Annotated in this window: 20 protein-coding genes and 1 riboswitch; of the genes, 8 read left to right on the top strand and 12 right to left on the bottom strand. The window is 71.3% G+C overall.

Going from position 1 to position 21,375, the window contains the following annotated elements:
- The first annotated feature begins 8 nt into the window (after positions 1–8).
- Complete coding sequence (locus ACFC0G_RS31280) at positions 9–722, top strand: IclR family transcriptional regulator (RefSeq protein WP_376409607.1); 714 nt, start codon at positions 9–11, stop codon at positions 720–722.
- Here the strand turns inward: ACFC0G_RS31280 and ACFC0G_RS31275 are convergent.
- The 3 genes from ACFC0G_RS31275 to ACFC0G_RS31265 all read right to left on the bottom strand — a co-directional run bounded on the left by ACFC0G_RS31275 (position 667) and on the right by ACFC0G_RS31265 (position 4,075).
- Positions 667–1,206 carry a hypothetical protein gene (locus tag ACFC0G_RS31275; protein ID WP_376409604.1) on the bottom strand — a complete coding sequence of 180 codons (540 nt, stop codon included), beginning with the start codon at positions 1,204–1,206 and terminating at the stop codon, positions 667–669. The genes ACFC0G_RS31280 and ACFC0G_RS31275 overlap by 56 nt on opposite strands.
- A 123-nt stretch (positions 1,207–1,329) precedes the next feature.
- Positions 1,330–2,493 carry a spermidine/putrescine ABC transporter substrate-binding protein gene (locus ACFC0G_RS31270; RefSeq protein ID WP_376409601.1) on the bottom strand — a complete coding sequence of 388 codons (1,164 nt, stop codon included), beginning with the start codon at positions 2,491–2,493 and terminating at the stop codon, positions 1,330–1,332.
- 145 nt (positions 2,494–2,638) lie between these two features.
- Positions 2,639–4,075, bottom strand: coding sequence for a gamma-aminobutyraldehyde dehydrogenase (locus ACFC0G_RS31265; protein ID WP_376409598.1), 1,437 nt, complete (start codon positions 4,073–4,075; stop codon positions 2,639–2,641).
- A 190-nt stretch (positions 4,076–4,265) separates the two neighbouring features.
- On the opposite strand from ACFC0G_RS31265, the gene ACFC0G_RS31260 reads away from it, so the two are divergent.
- The 6 genes from ACFC0G_RS31260 (at position 4,266) to ACFC0G_RS31235 (ending at position 10,689) form a co-directional block, all read left to right on the top strand.
- Positions 4,266–4,772: an Lrp/AsnC family transcriptional regulator gene (locus ACFC0G_RS31260; protein WP_037641878.1), complete on the top strand. Its 507-nt coding sequence runs from the start codon at positions 4,266–4,268 to the stop codon at positions 4,770–4,772.
- Positions 4,757–6,136: an aspartate aminotransferase family protein gene (locus ACFC0G_RS31255; protein WP_376409593.1), complete on the top strand. Its 1,380-nt coding sequence runs from the start codon at positions 4,757–4,759 to the stop codon at positions 6,134–6,136. The genes ACFC0G_RS31260 and ACFC0G_RS31255 overlap by 16 nt, the downstream gene beginning before the upstream one ends.
- Before the next feature lie 272 nt (positions 6,137–6,408).
- On the top strand, positions 6,409–7,137 hold the full coding sequence (locus tag ACFC0G_RS31250; protein WP_376409590.1) for an ABC transporter ATP-binding protein: 729 nt from the start codon (positions 6,409–6,411) through the stop codon (positions 7,135–7,137).
- Positions 7,119–8,270 (top strand): hypothetical protein, encoded by a 1,152-nt coding sequence (locus ACFC0G_RS31245; RefSeq protein WP_376409587.1) that lies wholly within the window; start codon positions 7,119–7,121, stop codon positions 8,268–8,270. The genes ACFC0G_RS31250 and ACFC0G_RS31245 overlap by 19 nt, the downstream gene beginning before the upstream one ends.
- 108 nt (positions 8,271–8,378) lie before the next feature.
- On the top strand, positions 8,379–9,518 hold the full coding sequence (locus ACFC0G_RS31240) for an LOG family protein (protein ID WP_376409584.1): 1,140 nt from the start codon (positions 8,379–8,381) through the stop codon (positions 9,516–9,518).
- A 118-nt stretch (positions 9,519–9,636) separates the two neighbouring features.
- A complete protein-coding gene (locus ACFC0G_RS31235) occupies positions 9,637–10,689 on the top strand; it encodes a hypothetical protein (protein ID WP_376409582.1) in 1,053 nt (350 codons plus the stop codon).
- A 6-nt stretch (positions 10,690–10,695) separates the two neighbouring features.
- On the opposite strand, the gene ACFC0G_RS31230 is transcribed toward ACFC0G_RS31235, so the two are convergent.
- The 9 genes from ACFC0G_RS31230 to rpsB form a co-directional block, all read right to left on the bottom strand.
- A complete protein-coding gene (locus tag ACFC0G_RS31230) occupies positions 10,696–11,730 on the bottom strand; it encodes an ABC transporter ATP-binding protein (RefSeq protein ID WP_376409580.1) in 1,035 nt (344 codons plus the stop codon).
- Positions 11,730–13,343, bottom strand: a complete 1,614-nt coding sequence (locus tag ACFC0G_RS31225) for an ABC transporter permease (protein WP_376409819.1) — start codon at positions 13,341–13,343, stop codon at positions 11,730–11,732. The genes ACFC0G_RS31230 and ACFC0G_RS31225 overlap by 1 nt, the downstream gene beginning before the upstream one ends.
- Before the next feature lie 47 nt (positions 13,344–13,390).
- The gene (locus ACFC0G_RS31220; RefSeq protein ID WP_376409817.1) at positions 13,391–14,470 is read right to left on the bottom strand and encodes a thiamine ABC transporter substrate binding subunit; all 1,080 of its coding nucleotides are present in this window, start codon (positions 14,468–14,470) and stop codon (positions 13,391–13,393) included.
- Between the two features lie 115 nt (positions 14,471–14,585).
- Positions 14,586–14,695, bottom strand: a riboswitch (TPP riboswitch).
- A 29-nt stretch (positions 14,696–14,724) separates the two neighbouring features.
- Positions 14,725–15,837 carry a 23S rRNA (adenine(2503)-C(2))-methyltransferase RlmN gene (gene rlmN, locus ACFC0G_RS31215; RefSeq protein ID WP_376409578.1) on the bottom strand — a complete coding sequence of 371 codons (1,113 nt, stop codon included), beginning with the start codon at positions 15,835–15,837 and terminating at the stop codon, positions 14,725–14,727.
- Between the two features lie 208 nt (positions 15,838–16,045).
- Positions 16,046–17,149: a phosphatidate cytidylyltransferase gene (locus ACFC0G_RS31210; RefSeq protein ID WP_376409576.1), complete on the bottom strand. Its 1,104-nt coding sequence runs from the start codon at positions 17,147–17,149 to the stop codon at positions 16,046–16,048.
- Positions 17,149–17,706, bottom strand: a complete 558-nt coding sequence (gene frr / locus ACFC0G_RS31205) for a ribosome recycling factor (protein WP_024755672.1) — start codon at positions 17,704–17,706, stop codon at positions 17,149–17,151. The genes ACFC0G_RS31210 and frr overlap by 1 nt, the downstream gene beginning before the upstream one ends.
- A gap of 98 nt (positions 17,707–17,804) precedes the next feature.
- Positions 17,805–18,569, bottom strand: coding sequence for a UMP kinase (pyrH, locus tag ACFC0G_RS31200; protein ID WP_356677385.1), 765 nt, complete (start codon positions 18,567–18,569; stop codon positions 17,805–17,807).
- Between the two features lie 163 nt (positions 18,570–18,732).
- On the bottom strand, positions 18,733–19,569 hold the full coding sequence (gene tsf, locus ACFC0G_RS31195; RefSeq protein WP_376409572.1) for a translation elongation factor Ts: 837 nt from the start codon (positions 19,567–19,569) through the stop codon (positions 18,733–18,735).
- A gap of 102 nt (positions 19,570–19,671) precedes the next feature.
- Positions 19,672–20,610: a 30S ribosomal protein S2 gene (rpsB, locus tag ACFC0G_RS31190; RefSeq protein WP_376409569.1), complete on the bottom strand. Its 939-nt coding sequence runs from the start codon at positions 20,608–20,610 to the stop codon at positions 19,672–19,674.
- 255 nt (positions 20,611–20,865) lie between these two features.
- Between rpsB and ACFC0G_RS31185 the strand changes: the two genes are divergently transcribed.
- The gene (locus tag ACFC0G_RS31185) at positions 20,866–21,315 is read left to right on the top strand and encodes a murein hydrolase activator EnvC family protein (RefSeq protein WP_376409566.1); all 450 of its coding nucleotides are present in this window, start codon (positions 20,866–20,868) and stop codon (positions 21,313–21,315) included.
- Positions 21,316–21,375 lie beyond the last annotated feature (60 nt).

Here is a 21,375-nt window from a genome sequence, read left to right as displayed (position 1 = left end):
TCGGGGACATGGGCGAGAGCGTGGCGGGACGGCTCTTCTCGGTACTGGACGCCTTCGACGGGCCGCCGGGCGGCCCGGTGGCGCTGCGGCTCACCGACATCGCGGCGCGGACGGGACTCCCGGCGCCGACGGCGCTGCGCATGGTGCGGGAGCTGGTGGCCTGGGGCGGTCTGGAGCGGGGCGCGGACGGCACGTACCGGCTGGGCCTGCGGCTGCGGTCGCTCGGCGCGGCGGCGCCCTGCCCGCGCGGGCTCCTCGACGCGGCGCTGCCCGCGCTGCGGGTGCTGGGCGCCAGGACGGGCGGGCACGCGGACGTGGCGGTCCTGTCCGGTCCCGGTGCCGACGGCGTGCTGTGCCTGGTGAGCGGGGAGCGGCTGCCGGGCCATGCGACGGCGTACGGGAAGATCCTGCTCACCGCTCCCCCGACGGACCTCCCCCGGCCCGCTCGTCACACCCGCCACACGGTGGTCTCGCCGGGCGTCCTGGCCGCGCAGCTGGCCCGGGTCCGCGCGGAGGGCCTGGCGGTCTGCGCCGAGGAGTACCGCCTGGGCGAGATCACGGTGGCCGCTCCGGTCCGGGGCCCGGCCGGGACGGTCGCCGCCCTGGGCGTGACCGTCCCCACCGGCGTACCCCTGGACCGGGTGACGGCGGCGGTCCGGGAGGCCGCTACGCGGGTACGGCCTCCGGCGCCGGAGCCGTCGTCGCGGCCTCAAGGCGCTTGATCATCCGGCGTACGACGAGCAGCGGCAGGATCCCGATGACGCCGAAGGACATGTCGATGACCGACCACCAGAAGGGGATGTCCCGGATCGGCCCGCAGATCAGGGCGAGCGGGACGATGCCCGCGCAGGCGATCATCCCGAACTCGACGACCCAGATGTTGCGGACGGGGTCGCGGTACACGCCGTAGAAGGCGACCGCGATGACGAGGTGCGCGAAGGCGAGCCAGTCCGTTCCGTAGAGAAGGTACGGCGCCTGCCGGTCTGCGGCCTGGACCCCGTCCCGCACCCGGGCGATCCAGTCCGCGAGTCCGGGGAACAGCTCGGCCACGGGCGCCGCCCACGAGGCCAAGGCCTCGTCGAGCAGCCGGAGTTCGGTGACGAGCGGGAAGGCGGTGGCGCCGCTCAGGACCAGGCAGACGACGAAGACGACCAGCCAGCCACGGATGCGCGTGAGAAGGGCTCTCGGCCCGTTCGAGTCGCTCATGACGGCAGCGTACGCCTCACATGAACGTGTTCAAAAATGGGGGTCGGCCTCACGCGCGGACCCCCACTCACGAACCCGGACTCACGAACCCGGACTCACGAACCCGGACTCACGAACCCGGACTCACAGACCCACGATCCCGTTCCACCGCTTCGCGAACTCCTGCCGCTCGTCGGCGCGGATGTCGCGGGCGATGGCGAGCCGGCTCTGCATGTCGGCGTCCGGGAAGATCAGCGGGTCCTCGGCGAGGGCGACGAGTTCCTCGTCGCCGGAGTCCGCGAGGACGGCCTGCGCGGCCGGCACGGGGCAGACGTAGTTGACCCAGGCGGCCAGTTCGGCGGCGACCTCGGGCTCGTAGTAGTAGTCGATCAGCTTCTCGGCGTTGGACTTGTGCTGGGCCCGGTTGGGGATCATGAGGGACTCGGCCCACAGTTCGGCGCCCTCCTCGGGGACGACGAACTCGATGTCCGGGTTGTCGGCCTGGAGCTGGATGACGTCGCCGGAGTACGCCTGGCACGCGAGCACGTCGCCGGTGGACAGGTCCTTGATGTAGTCGTTGCCGGTGAAGCGGCGGATGTGCTTCTTCCGGACGAGTCCCTCGATCTGCTCGCACAGGGCGTGGAAGTCGTCGCGGGTCCACCGGGTCACGTCGACGCCGTTGCCCTGGAGGAGCAGGGACATCGACTCGTCGAGGCCGGAGAGCAGGGTGACCTTGCCGCGCAGGTCGTCGGCCCACAGTTCCTTGGTGGAGCGGAGTTCCCGGCCGAGCTTCTTCCGGTTGTACGCGATGCCGGTGATCCCGGACTGCCAGGGCACGGTGTGCAGCCGGCCCGCGTCGAAGGCGGGCGAGCGGAGCTGCGGGTTGAGGTGCTGCGCGACGTGGGGCTGGGCGGCGCGGTCCATCTCCTGGACCCAGCCGAGGCGGACGAAGCGGGCGGCCATCCAGTCGCTGACGACGACGATGTCGCGGCCGGGATCCTGATGGTTCATCAGGGAGGGGCCGATCTTGCCGAAGAACTCGTCGTTGTCGTTGATCTCCTCCGTGTAGCGGACGGAGATCCCGGTGCGGGCGCGGAAGGCGTCCAGGGTCGGGCGCTTCGACGTGTCGTCGTCATCGGTGTCGATGTAGAGCGGCCAGTTGGCGAAGTCGAGGGTCCGGTCGCGGGCGGACAGGTCGCGGCCCGCCCGGTCCCGCTCGTCGACGTAGGCGGCGGGCACCCCGCACCCGGCGAGCGCCGCGGCCGCTCCGACACCGCCGATCCCGCGCAGCAGGGACCTGCGGGACATGCTCTTCCTGGCTATCGCTCTCACCGCCCCAGCATCCCCACCCGCGGCCACCTGCGGCAATGGACGGTCCGTCGAGCGACGGACCGCGGCCCCGACACCCTGTCGACCAGGATGCCGGGGCCGCGGTCCACGCGCCGGGGTGGGATCAGCCCAGGGAGGTCATGACGTGCTTGATGCGCGTGTAGTCCTCGAAGCCGTACGCGGAGAGGTCCTTGCCGTAGCCGGACTTCTTGTAGCCGCCGTGGGGCATCTCGGCGACGAGCGGGATGTGGGTGTTGATCCACACGCAGCCGAAGTCGAGGGCCTTGGACATGCGCATCGCGCGCGCGTGGTCCTTGGTCCAGACGGAGGAGGCGAGGGCGTACTCGACGTCGTTGGCGTACGAGAGGGCCTGGGCCTCGTCCGTGAAGGACTGGACGGTGATGACCGGGCCGAAGACCTCGTTCTGGACGATCTCGTCGTCCTGCTTGAGGCCGGAGACGACGGTCGGGGCGTAGAAGTAGCCCTTGTCGCCGACGCGGTGGCCGCCGGCCTCGACCTTGGCGTGGGCCGGGAGGCGCTCGATGAAGCCGGAGACCTGCTTCAGCTGGTTGGCGTTGTTGAGCGGGCCGTAGAGCACGTCCTCGTCGTCCGGCTGGCCGGTCTTCGTCTCGGCGGCGGCCTTGGCGAGGGCGGCGACGAACTCGTCGTGGATCGACTCGTGGACGAGGACGCGGGTGGCGGCCGTGCAGTCCTGGCCGGCGTTGAAGAAGCCCGCGACCGCGATGTCCCCGACGGCCGACTCGATGTCGGTGTCCTCGAAGACGACGACGGGGGCCTTGCCGCCCAGCTCCAGGTGGACGCGCTTGACGTCCTTGGCGGCCGACTCGGCGACCTGCATGCCGGCGCGGACCGAGCCGGTGATGGAGGCCATCGCCGGGGTCGGGTGCTCGACCATGGCCTTGCCGGTCTCGCGGTCGCCGCAGATGACGTTGAAGACGCCCTTGGGGACGATCTGCCCGATGATCTCGGCCATCAGGACGGTCGACGCGGGGGTCGTGTCCGAGGGCTTGAGGACGACGGTGTTGCCCGCGGCGAGCGCCGGGGCGAACTTCCAGACGGCCATCATCATCGGGTAGTTCCACGGCGCGACCTGGGCACAGACGCCCACGGGCTCGCGGCGGACGATGGAGGTCATGCCCTCCATGTACTCGCCGGCCGAACGGCCCTCGAGCATGCGGGCGGCGCCGGCGAAGAAGCGGATCTGGTCCACCATCGGCGGTACCTCCTCGCTCCCGACGAGGGCGGTGGGCTTGCCGGTGTTCAGGACCTCGGCGGCGATGAGGTCCTCGGCGCGCTCCTCGAAGGCGTCGGCGATCTTGAGGAGCACCTTCTGGCGGTCGGCCGGGGTGCTGTCGCGCCAGGCGGGGAAGGCGGCCGCGGCGGCCTCCATGGCGGCGTCGACGTCGGCCTGGCCGGAGAGCGGGGAGGTGGCGTACACCTCGCCGGTGGCCGGGTTGACCACCTCGATGGTGCGGCCGTCGGCCGCGTCGCGGAACTCCCCGTTGATGTAGTTACGCAGCCGGCGCAGCTCGGTGGTCACTTGCCACCCCTCCTGTCACGTTCTGACGTCGCACGTCCCTGTGCGGCGTCCCGATGGGTGAGACACCCCAGCCTAGTCGCTCGACTGACGCTTTCAACAGCCCCGACCCTCCGCAACTTCGGATTCAGTGAGATCCAGACCCGCTCACAACGAATTTCATCACTTCGGGCTTGCACGACGGACAATCTCGGTGCACAGTGAAGCCGTGGCCAGTCGAAGCACAGACTCCAGAACCGGAACCGGTTCGTCCCCGACGATCGATGCCGTCTCCCTGGCAATCATCGAACAGCTCCAGCAGGACGGTCGCCGTCCCTACGCGGCGATAGGCAAGGCCGTCGGCCTCTCCGAGGCCGCGGTGCGCCAACGCGTGCAGAAGCTGCTCGACCAGGGCGTCATGCAGATCGTCGCCGTCACCGACCCGCTCACCGTGGGATTCCGGCGCCAGGCGATGGTCGGCATCAACGTCGAGGGTGACCTCGATCCGGTTGCGGAGGCACTGACGGCCATGGCCGAATGCGAGTACGTGGTGATGACCGCGGGCTCCTTCGACCTCATGGTGGAAGTCGTCTGCGAGGACGACGACCACCTGCTGGATGTGATCAACAAGCGCATCCGCACTCTCCCCGGCGTGCGCTCCACCGAGAGCTTCGTCTACCTCAAGCTCAAGAAGCAGACCTATATGTGGGGAACCCGATAGCCGTGAGCCAGGACCTCAGCAAGACCGCCTACGACCACTTGTGGATGCACTTCACCCGCATGTCGTCGTACGAGAACTCGCCCGTTCCCACCATCGTGCGTGGTGAGGGCACCTACATCTTCGACGACAAGGGCAAGCGCTACCTCGACGGTCTCGCGGGTCTGTTCGTCGTCAACGCCGGACACGGCCGCGAGGAGCTCGCCGAGGTCGCGTACAAGCAGGCCAAGGAACTCGCGTTCTTCCCCGTCTGGTCGTACGCGCACCCCAAGGCCGTCGAGCTCGCCGAGCGCCTGGCCGACTACGCCCCCGGCGACCTGAACAAGGTGTTCTTCACCACCGGTGGCGGCGAGGCCGTCGAGACCGCGTGGAAGCTCGCCAAGCAGTACTTCAAGCTGCAGGGCAAGCACACCAAGTACAAGGTCATCTCGCGTGCGGTCGCCTACCACGGCACCCCGCAGGGCGCCCTGTCCATCACGGGTCTGCCGGCCCTGAAGGCCCCCTTCGAGCCGCTGGTCCCCGGCGCGCACAAGGTGCCGAACACCAACATCTACCGCGCCCCGATCCACGGCGACGACCCCGAGGCCTTCGGCCGCTGGGCCGCCGACCAGATCGAGCAGGAGATCCTCTTCGAGGGCGCCGACACCGTCGCGGCCGTCTTCCTGGAGCCGGTGCAGAACGCCGGCGGCTGCTTCCCGCCGCCGCCCGGGTACTTCCAGCGCGTCCGCGAGATCTGCGACCAGTACGACGTGCTCCTCGTCTCCGACGAGACGATCTGCGCCTTCGGCCGCCTCGGCACGATGTTCGCCTGTGACAAGTTCGGCTACGTGCCGGACATGATCACCTGCGCCAAGGGCATGACCTCGGGCTACTCCCCGATCGGTGCCTGCATCGTCTCGGACCGCATCGCGGAGCCGTTCTACAAGGGCGACAACACCTTCCTCCACGGCTACACCTTCGGTGGCCACCCGGTGTCGTCGGCGGTCGCGATCGCCAACCTCGACATCTTCGACAAGGAAGGCCTGAACCAGCACGTGCTGGACCAGGAGGGCAACTTCTTCAACACCCTGAAGAAGCTGCACGACCTGCCGATCGTCGGCGACGTCCGCGGCAACGGCTTCTTCTACGGCATCGAGCTCGTCAAGGACAAGGTCACCAAGGAGTCCTTCACGGACGAGGAGACGGAGCGCGTGCTCTACGGCTTCCTCTCCAAGGCGCTCTTCGAGAACGGCCTGTACTGCCGGGCCGACGACCGTGGCGACCCGGTCATCCAGCTGGCCCCGCCGCTCATCGCCGACCAGGGCACCTTCGACGAGATCGAAGGCATCCTGCGCTCGGTGCTGACGGAGGCGTGGACCAAGCTCTGATCCTCACCTCCCCGCGAGGCACAGGACCTCACGCCGCCCTCACGGCGTGACAACGGCCCGGGCATGCGGCCATCCGAGTGGATGGCGGCGTGCCCGGGCCGCGTGCTGTCCGTACAAACCGATCTGAATCCTTACGGTTCATCCCTGGTCGCCTTCCCGGTGGCTCCCCTGGCCGCCCCCGGAATTCGCACGGCGCCAGTGACCGAAAGGCCCGTCTCTTCGTTCCCCCGGACGGGGGAACACAGATCGGATCCGACATCGAGGTGTACGCGATGGCCCCACCGGACAACGACGTGCTCTGGGCGCGTTCCCTGCACTGCACCCTGGGCGGCTCGGACGCCCTCAGCGGCGTCTCCCTCGGCGTCCGCGAAGGCGAGATCCTCGCCCTCGTCGGCCCGCGCGGAAGCGGCAAGACCACCCTCATGCGCTGCCTGTCCGGCCAGCTCGTCGCCCAGCAGGGCGAGATCTGGTTCAACAGCAGCCCCGTGCACACCCTGAGCCCGGCCCAGCGCGAACGGCTCCGCCGCGACCGCTTCGGCTGGATCGACCCCGAGCCCGGCCTCGTCCCCGAGCTCACCGGCTGGGAGAACGTCGCCCTCCCCCTGCTGCTCCGCGGCGCCTCCCACCGGGCCGCGAAGACCGCCGCCGTCGAATGGCTGGAGCGCCTCGACATCGGCGTCTGCACCCGCAAGCGCCCGCACGCGCTCACCCACTCCCAGCGCCAGCGGATCGCGATCGCCCGCGCCCTCGTCACCACCCCGTCGGTCCTCTTCGCCGACGAACCGACCGCCGCGCTGCACCGCGCCGACGGGGCGCAGGTCCTGCGCACCCTGACCGCGGCGGCCCGCTCGCACGGCATCACGGTGCTCCTCGCCACCCACGACGTCGAGGTGGCGGCGCTCGCCGACCGCACGGTCGCCCTCCTCGACGGCCGCCGCGTCGGCACCGTACCCCCGGCGTCAGGGGCGGAGGGCGTCACCGCGTGCTCGCTCTCCGTCTAGCCCGCGGGACCCACCCGCTCGTCCTGACGCGCCGGCTCCTCGTCGCCGCCGCGGCCGCGGGGGTGGGCTTCCTGCTGCTCTGCACCCTCGGATACGCCGTCGGGCACCCGGCCCAGTCCTCGGCCTCCGTGCTGCGCCTGCTCTGGTGCGCCCTGCCGCTCGCCGCCACGGTCCAGTTCGCCGTGGCCGTGGCCCGCACCGACCCCAGCACCCGGCCGCGCCCCGGACTCTCGGCGGTCGGACTCGGCCCCGTCCGGCTCACGGCCGTCGCGGCGGCGTCGACGGCCGTCGCCTGCACGCTCGGCTCGATGGTCGCGCTCCTCTTCTACCTGCACCTGCGCGGCGACATCACGGGGCTGCCGTTCGACGGGGCGGCGGCCGAGCTCCTCGCCGCCGACCAGCCGATGCCGCTCGCCGCCGCCCTCACGCTCCTCGCGATCCTGCCGGTCGTCGCCGCCACGGCCGCGGGTCTCGCGCTGCGGCCCCGCTCCGCGCCCGCGGAGCCGGAGGGCGTCGAGAAGCCGGTGCCGTCCGGGCTGCCGTGGGGCGTCGCCCTGGTCGCGGTCGGCCTGGCCATCGAGACGTACGCGGGCCGCAGCGGCGCCGGGAACGACCTCCCGCTGCCGGGCCGCTTCGACGGCAGCCCGGCGGGCGTCCTGGCCGGCTGGGTGCTCACCGCCTTCGGCCTCGCACTCGCGGGCCCCGGACTCACGTACGGCTGCGGCCGGCTCCTCCAGGCCGTCCGGCCGGGCGCCACCCGGCTGCTCGCGGGCCGCGTCCTCATGGACGAGTCCCGCCGTATCGGCCGCCCGCTCGGGGTGCTCTGCGCGGTGCTCTCCGGGACGCTCGCGGCGGCCGCGCTGTACGCCTCGGGCACCGGCCCGTCCGCGTTCGGTCCGCTCACCGGTCTCGGCGCCGCCCTGGTCATGGCCTGCACCACGGCCACGCTCCTCACGGCGGCGCTGGAGTCCAAGCAGTGCCGCGCCCACACCACCGAGGCACTCCTCCGCCTCGGCGCCCCGCCCACGGTCCTGCGCTCGGCGGCCCTCATGCGGGCGGGCGCGCTCGTCGCCGTCTTCCTGCCGCTGACCTGGTTCGTGGCGGAACTGGCGGCCCTCCCCCTGACGGGCTGACGAGCCGCCCGCCGACCGGCCGGGACCTGACTGGCCGACAGGCCGGGCCCTGACCGGCCGACGGGCCGCCCGCGCGCCCGATCGACAGGCGGCCCCTATCGTGGGCCCATGGCGACGCCTCCTCCTGCACACAGGCCGCCCGGTCCGCGCGGGCACGGACGCGAGATCCACACGCTCGACGAGTTCGACGCGGCGCTCGCCCGGCCCGGCGCGCTCGCCGGGCTCCGCGTCCAGTCCGTCGACCTGACCGACCGCACCTTCGCCCTGCTCTCCGCCTCCGCCGCCGGCGCCGTCTTCCTCGGCTGCCCCATGGAGCCGGAGGCCGCGGCGAAGGTGCGCGCCGACGGGGCCCTCGTCTTCCCGCCCGTCCCCGATCTGCCGTTCGCCCCGTACCGGGCGGGGCTCTACTCCCCCGAGGAGCTGTACGACGGCATCGCGGACGCCGACTACGCGTCGACGCCCGACGCCCTCGCGTACGCCTGGTTCGGACGGACCAGGGCCGACGGCGACATCTTCTCGTCGATGCTCCGCTCGCTCCACGACGACGCCGTCTCCGACGCCCTCGACGAACTCCTCGAAGGAGCCCGGGTCGTCGGTGTGATGGGCGGTCACGCGATGGGCCGGGGCACGGAGGCGTACGCGGGCGCCGCCCGGCTCGGCAGGTCGCTGGCCCGCTCCGGCCTCACCGTGGCGACCGGCGGCGGACCGGGGGCGATGGAGGCGGCGAACCTCGGCGCGTACCTGGCCCCGTTCCCCGACGAGGCCCTGCCGGCGGCCCTCGCCCTCCTCTCCGCCGCCCCGTCCTTCACCCCCTCCGTGACGGAGTGGGCCCGCGCGGCCTTCGTGGTACGGGCCCGGTGGCCGCACGGCGGCGACTCGGTCGGCATCCCCACCTGGTTCTACGGCCACGAGCCGCCGAACGCCTTCGCGGGCCGCATCGCCAAGTACTTCGCCAACGCCCTCCGCGAGGACGGCCTGCTCGCCCGCTCCACGGCGGGCGTCGTCTTCCTGCCGGGCGCGGCGGGCACGGTCCAGGAGATCTTCACGAACGCCACCCCGAACTACTACGGCTCCCTGGGCGCCCCCACCCCGATGGTCCTCGTCGACCGCGCCCACTGGACGGACCGCCTCCCGGCCTGGCCCCTCCTGCATGCCCTCGCCGCCGACCGCCCGATGGCGCCCCGCATTGCCCTGGTCGACTCGATCGACGAGGCCCCGGAGGCGCTGGAACGGCTCGCGAAGGCGTAGCCCGCGGGGCGGGGACGGTCCGGGCGCGCGGGACAGGGCCGGTCCGGGCGAAAACCCTTTGGCCGCCGGTACCCCGCACGGAGAGAATCCGCGGGGTACGGGGTCGGGGGGAGAGTACGTGGACGTGTTCGTGTGCAGGGGGTGCGGCTCCGCGCTGACCGCGCCGTTGTCCCCGGTCGCGCTCCCCGCCCACGCCCATCAGTCCGTCGGGCACGTGATGCTCCCGCCGCTGATGGAGCCCGGGACGTACGCCGTCGATCCGGCGCCTTCCGGGGCTCCGTGGCGGTGGGAGGGGATCGGGGAGGCCGAGGCCGAGGCCCAAGGCGTCTTCGCTCCGGTGGGCTCGGTCTCCTTCGGAGCCCGGGGCCGGACCGTCGTCGCACCGGGCGACACACGGGGCACCGTCCTGATTCCCGAGAAGTGCGACGGCGACTGCTTCGGCCCGGACGGCCGGGACGGCCCCAATCTCGCGTGCGAGCGGTGCGGGCTCCCGGTCGCGACCCGCATCGACGACTGCTCTCTCTGGCAGGCGGTGTGGCTCGAACCGGACGCCGTGCGCCCCGAGCCCGCCGGAGAGCCGGCCCCCCCGCCGCTCGGCTGGGAGGGCATGACGTGGCACTCGTACAGCACACCCCCCTTCGCTCCGGAGGACACCTGGCACTACCGGTGGCAGGCGGCGGCCGGATCGGCGCTCGCCCATCTCCTGGTGGCCTCCGACGGCGGCCCGCTGACGCTGCCCGAGGGCCCCGTCATGGATCTGTTCGGCCGCGCGGTCGCCAGGCTGCTGCCCCCGGGGCCCGCCGCGAAGTCCGTGGCCCTGGCGGGTCCCGGCCCGCGCGCCCCCGGCACTGCCGTACCGGTCCCCGACATCGCCCTCGTACCCCGGCATCCGCGCACGGGCGAGCCCTGGCAGCCGCCGTCCGACGCCACGGTGGCCGTGCCGCTGGCCATCGAGGTCTGGGCCCATCTCGCCCTCCCCCGCGAGACGTCACCGCGTCCGATGTCGGGCAGGCTCCCGGACGGTGTCCTCCGCGACGACTACCCCCTGCCCGACCATCCGTGGAGACTGTTCGAGCCGGACCAGAAGGTGTTCCGCCATACGCTGGCGCGGCTGCCCGCCGTCCGGCAGCCCTGGCTGCGCGCGCTCTACGACGGGCGCACCACACCCTGACACGGGTCAGTCGCCGAGCACCACGACGTCCTCCACCGCGAACCCCACGCCCACCCCGGCCCCCAGCGCCGGCGCCTCGCTCAGCGGGAACTCCGCCTCCAGCGGCGGCCCGTCCACCGGCCGGAGCCGTACGACGACACGGTCGCCCCGGAAGGTCCGGGACTCGACGGTCCACGCGTCCGGCTCCCCCGACCCCGGCGACTCCCGCGGGACGAGACGCACCCCGCCCGGCCGGACGAGGAGCCGCCGCTCCCCCTGCGGCGAGCCCTCCGGCACCGGGACCTTCCCCCACACGGTCTCCGCGACCGTGCCGACGACCCGCGCCGCCACCACGTTGTCGAAGCCGAGGAAGCGGGCCACGAACTCCGAGGCCGGCCGCGACCACACCTCGACGGGCCCACCCGACTGGGCGATCCGCCCGTCCCGCATCACCACGACCCGGTCGGCGAGCGCGAAGGCCTCGCCCTGGTCGTGGGTGACGGCCAGGACCGTCGTCCCGAGCCGCCCGAACAACTGCCGCAGCTCGACGACGAGCCGCTCCCGCAGCCCCCGGTCGAGCTGCCCGAGAGGCTCGTCCAGCATGAGGAGCCGGGGCCGCGGCGCCAGCGCCCTGGCCAGCGCCACCCGCTGCTGCTCGCCGCCGGAGAGCGCGGCCACCGAGCGCCGCTCGGCCCCCGGCAGCCCGACGAGGTCGAGCAGCTCCCGTACGCGCTCCGTCTGTTCGGCCTTGGCCGCCCCGCGCATCCGGGGCCCGAAGGCGATGTTGCCGCCGACGTCCCGCTGCGGGAACAGCTGGTGGTCCTGGAACATCAGCCCGACGCCCCGCCGGTGCACCGGCACCCCCGTCTGGTCGGCGCCGCCGAGCAGCACCCGGCCGCCGTCGAGCGGCTGGAGCCCCGCGACGGCCCGGAGCAGCGTCGACTTGCCGCTGCCGCTGGGGCCGAGGACGCACACGATCTCGTGCTCCGCGACCTCCAGGTCCACGGCATCGAGCGCGGCCCGCTCCCCGAACCGTACGGTCGCGTCCTGGATCGAAAGCATCAGAACTCCCCGGAGGTCCGCTCGGTGCGCAGCCGTTCCAGCAGGAGCAGGGACACCGCGCACACCACCATCAGAATCGTCGAGAGGGCCATCGCCTGGCCGTAGTTGAGCTCACCGGGCCGCCCGAGCAGCCGGGCCACCGCCACCGGCAGCGTCGGACTGTCGGGCCGGGCGATGAAGACGGTCGCGCCGAACTCGCCGAGCGAGACGGCGAAGGCGAACCCGGCGGCGATGAGCAGCGCCCGCCGCACCAGCGGCAGGTCCACCTCCCGCCAGGCCCGCCACGGCGACGCGCCGAGCACGGCCGCCGCCTCCCGCAGCCGCTCGTCGACCGCCCGCAGCACCGGCAGCATCGTCCGTACGACGAAGGGGACGCCGACCAGGGCCTGCGCGAGCGGCACGAGGATCCAGCTGGCCCGCAGGTCGAACGGCGGCTCGTCGAGCGTGATGAGGAACCCGAAGCCGACGGTGACCGCCGACACCCCGAGCGGCAGCATCAGCAGCGCGTCGAAGCCCCGCACGAGCCGGCCGGCCCGCCGGGTGAGGGCCGCCGCCGCGAGCCCGCCGATCAGCACCGCGATGGCCGTGGCGGCCGCCGCGTACCGCAGCGAGTTCCCGATCGCCTCCAGCGGCGGCACGAGGAAGGTGCCGGACTCGTCGAGCGAGCCGAGCGCCCGGTAGTAGCCGAGCCCGTAGCCGTGCGGCCCCGCGAAGGAGCGCTCCACGAGCACGCCGAGCGGCAGCAGGATCAGCACCGCCACCGAGACGAGGACGCCCGCGAGCAGCGCCCACTGCCCGATGCCGCGCGGCCGGCGCGCGGTCGTCTCCGGCGGTACGAGCCGCAGCGCCGTCTCCCGCCGCCGTACCGTCCGGGCGTGCACGGCCAGGATCGCCCCGACCGCGGCGAACTGCACGAGGGTGAGGACGGCGGCCGTCGGCAGGTCGAGCAGCCGGGCGGTCTGCCGGTAGATCTCGGCCTCCAGGGTCGAGTACGCGTCCCCGCCGAGGATCTGTACGACACCGAAGGAGGTGAAGGTGAAGAGGAAGACCATCAGGGCGGCCGCCGACACCGCCGGCACGAGCGCGGGCAGGGTCACCGTCCGCCAGGCCGTCCAGCGCGAGGCGCCGAGGACCCGCGCGGCCTCCTCCTGGCGCGGGTCGAGCTGCGACCAGAGGCCGCCGACGGTCCGCACGACGACCGCGTAGTTGAAGAACACGTGCGCGAGGAGGATCGCCCACACGCTGGTGTCGAGCCGCAGCCCCCACAGCTCGTCCGTCAGACCGCCCCGGCCGACGACCGCCAGGAAGGCCGTGCCGACGAGGACCGTCGGCAGCACGAACGGCACCGTGACCACGGCCCGCAGCACACCCTTGCCCGGGAACGCGAAACGCGCGAAGACGTACGCCCCCGGCAGCGCCACGAGCAAGGTCAGACCGGTGGAGGCCGCCGCCTGCCACACGGTGAAGCCGAGCACGTCGAGGATCTCCGGCCGGCTCAGCGTCTCGCCGATGCGACCGAACCGCCAGGCGCCGTCGGGCCGCAGCCCCCGGTCGACGATCGACACGACGGGCCAGGCGAAGAAGATCCCGAAGAACGCGACGGGCAGGGCCATCAGCCCCAGCCGCGCCGCGCTCCTCCGGAGGTCGCCCCGGCCCCGCACTACTTCAGGACGAGCGACGACCACTGCTGGATCCACGGGTCACGCTTCTCGGCGATCTTCTCGGGCGCCATGGTCTCCGGCTCGTCGACGACCACACCGTGCTTCGTGAAGAGCTCCGGCAGCGTCGCGTCCTTGGCGACCGGGTTGACGAACATCTGGAGCGGCATGTCGTCCTGGAACTTCTTCGAGATCAGGAAGTCGATCAGCGCCTTGCCGCCCTCGGGGTTCTTCGTCCCGTTCAGCAGGCCCGCGAACTCGATCTGCCGGAAGCAGGTACCGGTGGAGACGCCGGTCGGCGCCACCTTCGGCTGCGGCTCGCCGTACAGCACCTCGACCGGCGGGCTGGAGGCGTACGACACGACGAGCGGCCGGTCGCCCTTGGCCTGCTTGCCGCCTGCCGAACCGGAGAACTCCTGGTTGTAGGCGAGCTCCCAGCTGTCGACGGTCTTCACGCCGTTGGCCTTCAGCTTCTTCCAGTAGTCCTGCCAGCCCTCGTCGCCGAACTTCGCGGCCGTACCGAGGAGGAAGCCAAGACCCGGGGAGGACCGCTCGGGGTTCTCGACGACGAGCAGGTCCTTGTACGCCGGCTTCGCCAGGTCGTCGAAGGTCTGCGGCGGCGCCAGCTTCTTGTCGGCGAAGTACTTCTTGTCGTAGTTGACGCAGATGTCGCCGGAGTCGACGGGCGTGACCCGCTGCTCCTTGTCGAGACGGTACGCGGCCGGGATCCGGTCCACGCCCTTCGCCTCGTACGGGACGAAGATCCCGTTGTCGAGGGCACGGGACAGCAGGGTGTTGTCGACGCCGAAGAAGACGTCACCCTGCGGGGAGCCCTTGGTCAGGATCTCCTTGTTGACGGCCTCGCCCGCGTCGCCGGCCTTGAGGACCTTGACCGTGAAACCGGTCTGCGCCGTGAAGTCCTTCAGGACCTCCTTGGAGGCGTTGAAGGAGTCGTGGCTCACGAGGGTCACGGTCTTCGGTGCGGGCGCGCCGGTCTTGCCCGCGGCGTCGCGGACGTCCTCCGCGCCGCAGGCGGCGAGCGTGGTGACGCCCAGCGCCGCGACGAGCGCGGCGGCGGCCATTCTCTTCGTGCTCGCCGAAATGGTGGTGCTCACTGAGATTCCTCCTGGGTTGACCAGGAAGAGACGCGGCCCTGCCCACGTCCGGCGGACCCGGACGCGGGCAGGGCGCAACAGCTTGAGTTAACGACCGAACTTCCTACCCAGAATGACCTGGGCAAGGTTCAGAGGGTCTGCGGTCTACGGTCACCGCACTCTCAGCGCTGTGGCGCTCCCCTGTCGGAATATGAAGATGTGTTCGAGCTCAGAGTACAAGGTCAGCGTTCGGAGGCCGCCAGCTGTCCACAGGCACCGTCGATCTCCTGACCGCGGGTGTCCCGGACGGTCACCGGAACGCCGTGGCGGGCGATGGCGTCGACGAACGCCCGCTCGTCCTCCGGACGGGACGCCGTCCACTTCGAACCGGGCGTCGGGTTCAGCGGGATCAGGTTGACGTGGACCCGCTTGTTCTTCAGCAGCCTGCCGAGGAGGTCGCCGCGCCACGCCTGGTCGTTGATGTCGCGGATGAGCGCGTACTCGATGGAGATCCGGCGCCCCGACTTCTCCGCGTACTCCCAGGCAGCGTCGAGGACCTCGCGCACCTTCCAGCGCGTGTTCACCGGCACCAGGGTGTCGCGCAGCTCGTCGTCCGGGGCGTGCAGCGAGACCGCGAGACGGCACTTGAAGCCCTCGTCGGCGAAGCGCTGCATCGCCGGCACGAGACCGACCGTGGACACGGTGATCCCGCGCTGCGAGAGGCCCAGGCCGTCCGGCTCGGGGTCGGTGAGCCGGCGGATCGCGCCGACGACCCGCTTGTAGTTGGCGAGCGGCTCGCCCATGCCCATGAACACGATGTTCGAAAGGCGCGCCGGTCCCCCGGGCACCTCCCCGTCCCGCAGGGACCGCATGCCGTCCACGATCTGGTGCACGATCTCGGCGGTCGACAGGTTCCGGTCGAGCCCCGCCTGCCCGGTCGCGCAGAACGGGCAGTTCATGCCGCAGCCGGCCTGCGAGGAGATGCACATGGTCACCCGCTCCGGGTAGCGCATGAGCACCGACTCGACGAGCGTGCCGTCGTGCAGCCGCCACAGGGTCTTACGGGTGGTGTCGTCGTCGCACGAGATGTGCCGCACCACGGACATCAGGTCGGGCAGCAGCGCCTCGGCGAGCTTCTCCCGCGAGGCCGCCGGGATGTCGGTCCACTGCGCGGGGTCGTGCGCGTACCGAGCGAAGTAGTGCTGCGACAGCTGCTTGGCGCGGAAGGGCTTCTCGCCGGTCGCGGCGACGGCTTCCTTCCGCTCGGCGGGCGTGAGGTCCGCCAGGTGCCGCGGCGGCTTCTTGGCTCCCTTGGGGGCGATGAAAGTGAGTTCTCCGGGCACAGGACGGGCCACGATCGGGTGTCTCCTCAGACGGCACGAGGTCCGGACAGCCCCGCGTCGGCGGGAAGCGCGGCATGACGATGCCGAAGCCAGGAGACCTCACTGGAGCGTCCTCACGGCGGCGAGGACGGCGGAAGGGCCCGCAGCGCACGCGCCACGAGCCCTTCCAGAGTACCCGCTGTCCGTCAACACCTGTCGACGGAGGAAACCGACCGGCCGGTCAGCCCGTCCCCACGAACAGCGCGAGCAGCAACCACACCACCGGCGCCGTCGGCAGCAACGAGTCCAGCCGGTCCATGATGCCTCCATGACCGGGGAGCAGCGTGCCCATGTCCTTGATGCCGAGATCACGCTTGATCATCGACTCGCCGAGGTCGCCGAGCGTCGCGCTCGCCGCCACCGCCAGACCCAGGAGCAGACCCTGCCACCAGGTCCCGTCGTCGATCATGAACTCCATGCACAGCGCGCCCGCCGCCATCGCGAACGCCACCGCCCCGCCGAGACCCTCACGGGTCTTGCCGGGGCTGATCCTCGGCGCCAGCTTGTGCTTGCCGAAGCGCCAGCCGACCGCGTACGCCCCGGTGTCGCTGACCACCGTCAGGATCAGGAAGGTCAGCACCCGCTGCGGACCGTCGTCCGCGGTCAGCAGCATCGCCACGAACGTCGCCAGGAACGGCACGTAGAACGCGGCGAAGACACCCGCCGTGACGTCCTTCAGGTAGCCCTCGGGGGGCTCCGTCATCCGCCAGACGAGTACCGCGAGCGCCGTCAGCGCCATCGCCACCCAGGCGCCCTCCGGGCCCCGGACGTAGCCGGCGACGACCATCGCCGCACCGCCGACCGCGAGCGGCACCAGCGGAGCCTTGATGGCCTTGCGCTCCTGGAGGCGGGACGTGAGCTCCCACAGCCCGACGACCACGGCGACCGCGATCACCCCGACGAACGCCGGCTTCCAGATGAACAGCGAGGCGGCGATGACGGCGCCGAGACCGACTCCGACCCCTATGGCCGCGCCCAGGTCACGCCCCGCGCTCTTCTTCTGCCGTGGCGCCGTCGGCGCGGGCGGCGGAGGCGGGGTGGGGCTGGACATGGGCTCCTGCGGGTGCTCGTGCGGCGTCTCGTCACGGAACAGGGGACCGCTCTGGTGAGCGGCCCCCCGGCTGTGACCGTCCTGGAATCCGCCGGCGGGAACGTCGGGCACGATGGGCATGGGCCGAGTCTGCGCCGCCTGATGCCGATCGTCTGCGGGACCCGCCGGGGCAGGCCCCTGGTCGGGTCCCCGGCGGCCGATGCCGCCCGGGGCCCCCCAGGAAGAGTCGTTCATCAGACCTCGAGCAGCTCGGCTTCCTTGTGCTTGAGCAGCTCGTCCACCTGCGCGACGTACTTCGCGGTGGTGTCGTCGAGCTCCTTCTCCGCGCGACGGCCGTCGTCCTCGCCGACCTCGCCGTCCTTGACGAGCTTGTCGATGGACTCCTTGGCCTTGCGGCGCACGGCGCGGATCGAGATCTTCGAGTCCTCGGCCTTGCCCTTGGCCACCTTGATGTACTCCCGGCGGCGCTCCTCGGTCAGCTCGGGGAACACCACCCGGATGATGTTGCCGTCGTTGCTCGGGTTGACGCCGAGGTCCGAGTCACGGATCGCCTGCTCGATGTTGCGCAGCGCGCTCTTGTCGAACGGGGTCACCACGGCCATGCGCGGCTCCGGAACGGAGAACGACGCAAGCTGGTTGATGGGGGTGATGGCGCCGTAGTAGTCCGCCACGATCTTGTTGAACATCGCCGGGTGCGCACGGCCGGTGCGGATCGCGGCGAAGTCCTCCTTGGCGACCACGACGGCCTTCTCCATCTTCTCCTCGGCCTCGAGGAGGGTCTCTTCGATCACCACATGCTCCTGCGTGTCGTCGCGTTGTGTCCTGCACGGTGGGTACGACCGGCAGGGCTCTGTCCCATCCCCTTGCGGGGCGGTTCCCGGTTCGGGTGTCAGGCCCGGGTGCCCTGGTCGCTCACGAGCGTGCCGATCTTCTCACCCTTCACCGCGCGAGCGATATTGCCCTCGGTGAGCAGTTCGAAGACGAGGATCGGGAGCTTGTTGTCCCGGCACAGGGTGATGGCGGTGGCGTCGGCGACCTTGAGGTCGCGGGAGAGCACCTCGCCGTACTCCAGCGCGTCGAACTTGACCGCGTGGGGGTTGGCCTTCGGGTCGGAGTCGTAGACCCCGTCGACGCCGTTCTTGCCCATGAGCAGGGCCTCGGCGTCGATCTCCAGGGCCCGCTGGGCCGCGGTGGTGTCGGTGGAGAAGTAGGGCATGCCCATGCCCGCGCCGAAGATGACCACGCGGCCCTTCTCCAGGTGGCGCACGGCGCGCAGCGGAATGTACGGCTCGGCGACCTGGCCCATGGTGATGGCGGTCTGGACGCGCGAGTCGATGCCTTCCTTCTCCAGGAAGTCCTGGAGGGCGAGGCAGTTCATCACGGTGCCGAGCATGCCCATGTAGTCGGAGCGGGCCCGGTCCATGCCGCGCTGCTGGAGCTCGGCGCCACGGAAGAAGTTGCCGCCGCCGATCACCACCGCGATCTCCGCGCCGTCGCGTACGACCGCCGCGATCTCACGCGCGATGGCGTGCACGACGTTGGGGTCGACGCCCAGGCCGGTACCGCCGGAGAAGGCTTCTCCGGACAGCTTCAGCATGTAGCGGCCGGCCTTTTTGCCGTTGTTGTCGTCGCCCTGTACGGCGCCCTGGTTCATGGAGATCTCCTCGTGCACATACGAAGGAGGCCATTGCCTTGGGTCCTCGCGGTATCCCGTACGGCAATGGCCTCCTCGTCAGATCTGCGGTCGTCCTGCGCGGGGGCGGACGACTGCCTCAGACCCTACCGGGGTCCGGTGTCCGTCGCGTTCGCGGACGGACTCAGATGCCGACCTTGATGCGCGTGAAGCGCTTCAGGGTGACACCGGCCTCGTCCAGGACCTGCTGGACGGACTTCTTGTTGTCAAGGGCGTACGGCTGACCGAGCAGCGTCGCGTCCTTGAAGAAGCCGTTGACGCGACCCTCGACGATCTTCGGGAGCGCGGCCTCGGGCTTGCCCTCGGCGCGGGTGGTCTCCTCGGCGACGCGACGCTCGGTCTCGACGACCTCGGCCGGAACGTCCTCACGGGTGAGGTACTTCGGCGCGAAGGCGGCGATGTGCTGGGCGACACCCTTGGCGACGGCGGCGTCGGCCTTGTCGAACTCGACGAGGACACCGATCTGCGGCGGGAGGTCCGGCATCGTGCGGTGCATGTACGAGAAGACGAAGCCGTCGGTGTACTGCGCGAAGCGGTCCAGGACGATCTTCTCGCCGAGGTTGGCGTTGGCCTCGTCGACGAACGCCTGCACGGTCTTGCCGGCCTCGATCTCGGACGCGAGCAGCGCGGCGAGGTCGGCCGGGGAGGTGGCGGCGACGTGGGCGGCGAGCTGGTCGGCGACGACCTGGAACTTCTCGCTCTTGGCGACGAAGTCCGTCTCGCACTTCAGCTCGACGAGGACACCGGAGGTGTTGTCGTCGGCGATGAGGGAGACCACGGCGCCGTTCTCGGCGGAGCGGCCCTCGCGCTTGGCGACACCCTTCTGGCCCTTGATGCGCAGGGCCTCTACGGCCTTGTCGACATCGCCGTCGGCCTCGTCCAGGGCCTTCTTGCAGTCCATCATGCCGGCGCCGGTGAGCTCGCGGAGCTTCTTGACGTCAGCGGCGGTGTAGTTCGCCATGAGTCTGTTTCTCTCTCGAAGTCTGAAAGATCGGGCGGGTCCACGGGTGGACGGCGGGGGCTTCGTGGGCCCCCGCCGTCGTCACCCGAAGGTCCTGAAGGGTCAGGCCTGCTCGGCGTCCGCGGCCGGAGCCTCGGCGACGACCTCGGCGACGACCTCGGCCTCGGCCTCGGCGACGACCTCGGCGGTGTCGGCAGCCTCGGCGTCCGCGACCTTCTCGGTCTCGGCGGAGGTCTGGACCTCGGCGGCGTCGTCGGCCTTCTTCTCACCCTCGAGCAGGTCGCGCTCCCACTCGGCGAGGGGCTCGCCGGCGGCCTTCTCGCCCGGCTTCGAGTCGCCGGTCGCGGCGCCGGAGCGGGCGATGAGGCCCTCGGCGACAGCGTCGGCGATCACGCGGGTGAGCAGGGTGACGGAGCGGATCGCGTCGTCGTTGCCCGGGATCTTGTAGTCGACCTCGTCGGGGTCGCAGTTGGTGTCGAGGATCGCGACGACCGGGATCTTGAGCTTGCGAGCCTCGCCGACGGCGATGTGCTCCTTCTTGGTGTCCACGATCCAGACGGCGCTGGGCACCTTGGACATCTCGCGGATACCGCCAAGGGTCTTCTCCAGCTTGCCCTTCTCGCGGGAGAGGACCAGGAGCTCCTTCTTGGTGAGGCCGGACGCGGCCACATCCTCGAAGTCGATCTGCTCAAGCTCCTTGAGGCGCTGCAGACGCTTGTAGACGGTGGAGAAGTTGGTGAGCATGCCACCGAGCCAACGCTGGTTGACGTACGGCATGCCGACACGCGTCGCCTGCTCGGCGATGGCCTCCTGGGCCTGCTTCTTCGTACCGACGAACATGATGGAGCCGCCGTGCGCGACGGTCTCCTTGACGAACTCGTAGGCGCGGTCGATGTACGACAGCGACTGGAGCAGGTCGATGATGTAGATGCCGTTGCGCTCCGTGAAGATGAAGCGACGCATCTTCGGGTTCCAACGACGGGTCTGGTGACCGAAGTGGACGCCGCTTTCCAGCAGCTCCCGCATCGTGACGACGGCCATGGCCGTATCTCCTTGGGTTTCTCGGTTGTATTCCTGACGCCCCGACGCGCCATGCCCACAAGGGACCGAAAGGCGCTGCCATGACCCGTGAGGGTTATGGCGGGGCGTGCGAAGTCGACCCGGTGACCCGAGTCGCCATAGGAAGTGTACGGGACCCGGGGAGCCACGGGTGACGGCACTGTCCACAACCGGCGGGTACTCCACAGATACCGTCCCCGACCCCCGCGAACCGGTCACCCGGGGGAGTCTTCCCCCATGCACCTCATGACCCTGTTCCTGGCCCTCGGCCTGCTGTGGCCGGTGGGCCCGCCCCCGCCGGACATCCTCCGCGGCTGGCAACCCCCGGCAGGCCCGTACGGCCCCGGCCACCGCGGCATCGACCTGGCGGCGCCGCCCGGCACCCCGGTCCTCGCCCCGGCCGCGGGCACCGTCACCTTCGCGGGCCCGGTCGGCGGCCGAGGAGTCCTCACCCTCACCCTCCCGGGCACGGGCACTCCCCCACTGCGCACGACCTTCTCCCCCGTGACCCCCCTGGTGAAGGCGGGCACCCGGGTCACCCCCGGAACCCCCGTGGCCCGGGTCGCCCCGAACACCCACTGCCCACGGACCTGCCTCCACTGGGGCCTGCTCCGCGGCACCACCTACCTGAACCCGCTCACCCTGACGAGAAGGCCCCCGTCCCGCCTGCTGCCCCCAGGCGGCTGACACACGCGGCACAAGGGCACGGGGGCGGGAGGGCGGGGGAGGGAGGGGGGAGGGGGCCCT

Origin of the sequence: Streptomyces sp. NPDC056169, assembly GCF_042268445.1 — a bacterium.
In the GTDB taxonomy this organism is placed as follows: domain Bacteria; phylum Actinomycetota; class Actinomycetes; order Streptomycetales; family Streptomycetaceae; genus Streptomyces.
The sequence above is the reverse complement of the archived record's forward strand: the minus strand, read 5'-3'. Positions and strand labels throughout refer to the sequence as shown.

Coding starts and splice junctions, on each gene's coding strand:
- ACFC0G_RS31240 (WP_376409584.1), top strand. CDS start 8,379: ATGGCGACGCCTCCTCCTGCACACAGGCCGCCCGGTCCGCGCGGGCAC.
- ACFC0G_RS31220 (WP_376409817.1), bottom strand. CDS start 14,470: ATGGCCGCCGCCGCGCTCGTCGCGGCGCTGGGCGTCACCACGCTCGCC.
- tsf (WP_376409572.1), bottom strand. CDS start 19,569: ATGGCGAACTACACCGCCGCTGACGTCAAGAAGCTCCGCGAGCTCACC.
- ACFC0G_RS31250 (WP_376409590.1), top strand. CDS start 6,409: ATGGCCCCACCGGACAACGACGTGCTCTGGGCGCGTTCCCTGCACTGC.
- ACFC0G_RS31275 (WP_376409604.1), bottom strand. CDS start 1,206: ATGAGCGACTCGAACGGGCCGAGAGCCCTTCTCACGCGCATCCGTGGC.
- rpsB (WP_376409569.1), bottom strand. CDS start 20,610: ATGGCCGTCGTCACGATGCGGGAGCTGCTGGAAAGCGGCGTCCACTTC.
- ACFC0G_RS31280 (WP_376409607.1), top strand. CDS start 9: ATGGGCGAGAGCGTGGCGGGACGGCTCTTCTCGGTACTGGACGCCTTC.
- ACFC0G_RS31230 (WP_376409580.1), bottom strand. CDS start 11,730: ATGCTTTCGATCCAGGACGCGACCGTACGGTTCGGGGAGCGGGCCGCG.
- ACFC0G_RS31185 (WP_376409566.1), top strand. CDS start 20,866: ATGCACCTCATGACCCTGTTCCTGGCCCTCGGCCTGCTGTGGCCGGTG.
- ACFC0G_RS31210 (WP_376409576.1), bottom strand. CDS start 17,149: ATGAACGACTCTTCCTGGGGGGCCCCGGGCGGCATCGGCCGCCGGGGA.
- pyrH (WP_356677385.1), bottom strand. CDS start 18,569: ATGAACCAGGGCGCCGTACAGGGCGACGACAACAACGGCAAAAAGGCC.
- ACFC0G_RS31270 (WP_376409601.1), bottom strand. CDS start 2,493: ATGTCCCGCAGGTCCCTGCTGCGCGGGATCGGCGGTGTCGGAGCGGCC.
- ACFC0G_RS31225 (WP_376409819.1), bottom strand. CDS start 13,343: ATGGCCCTGCCCGTCGCGTTCTTCGGGATCTTCTTCGCCTGGCCCGTC.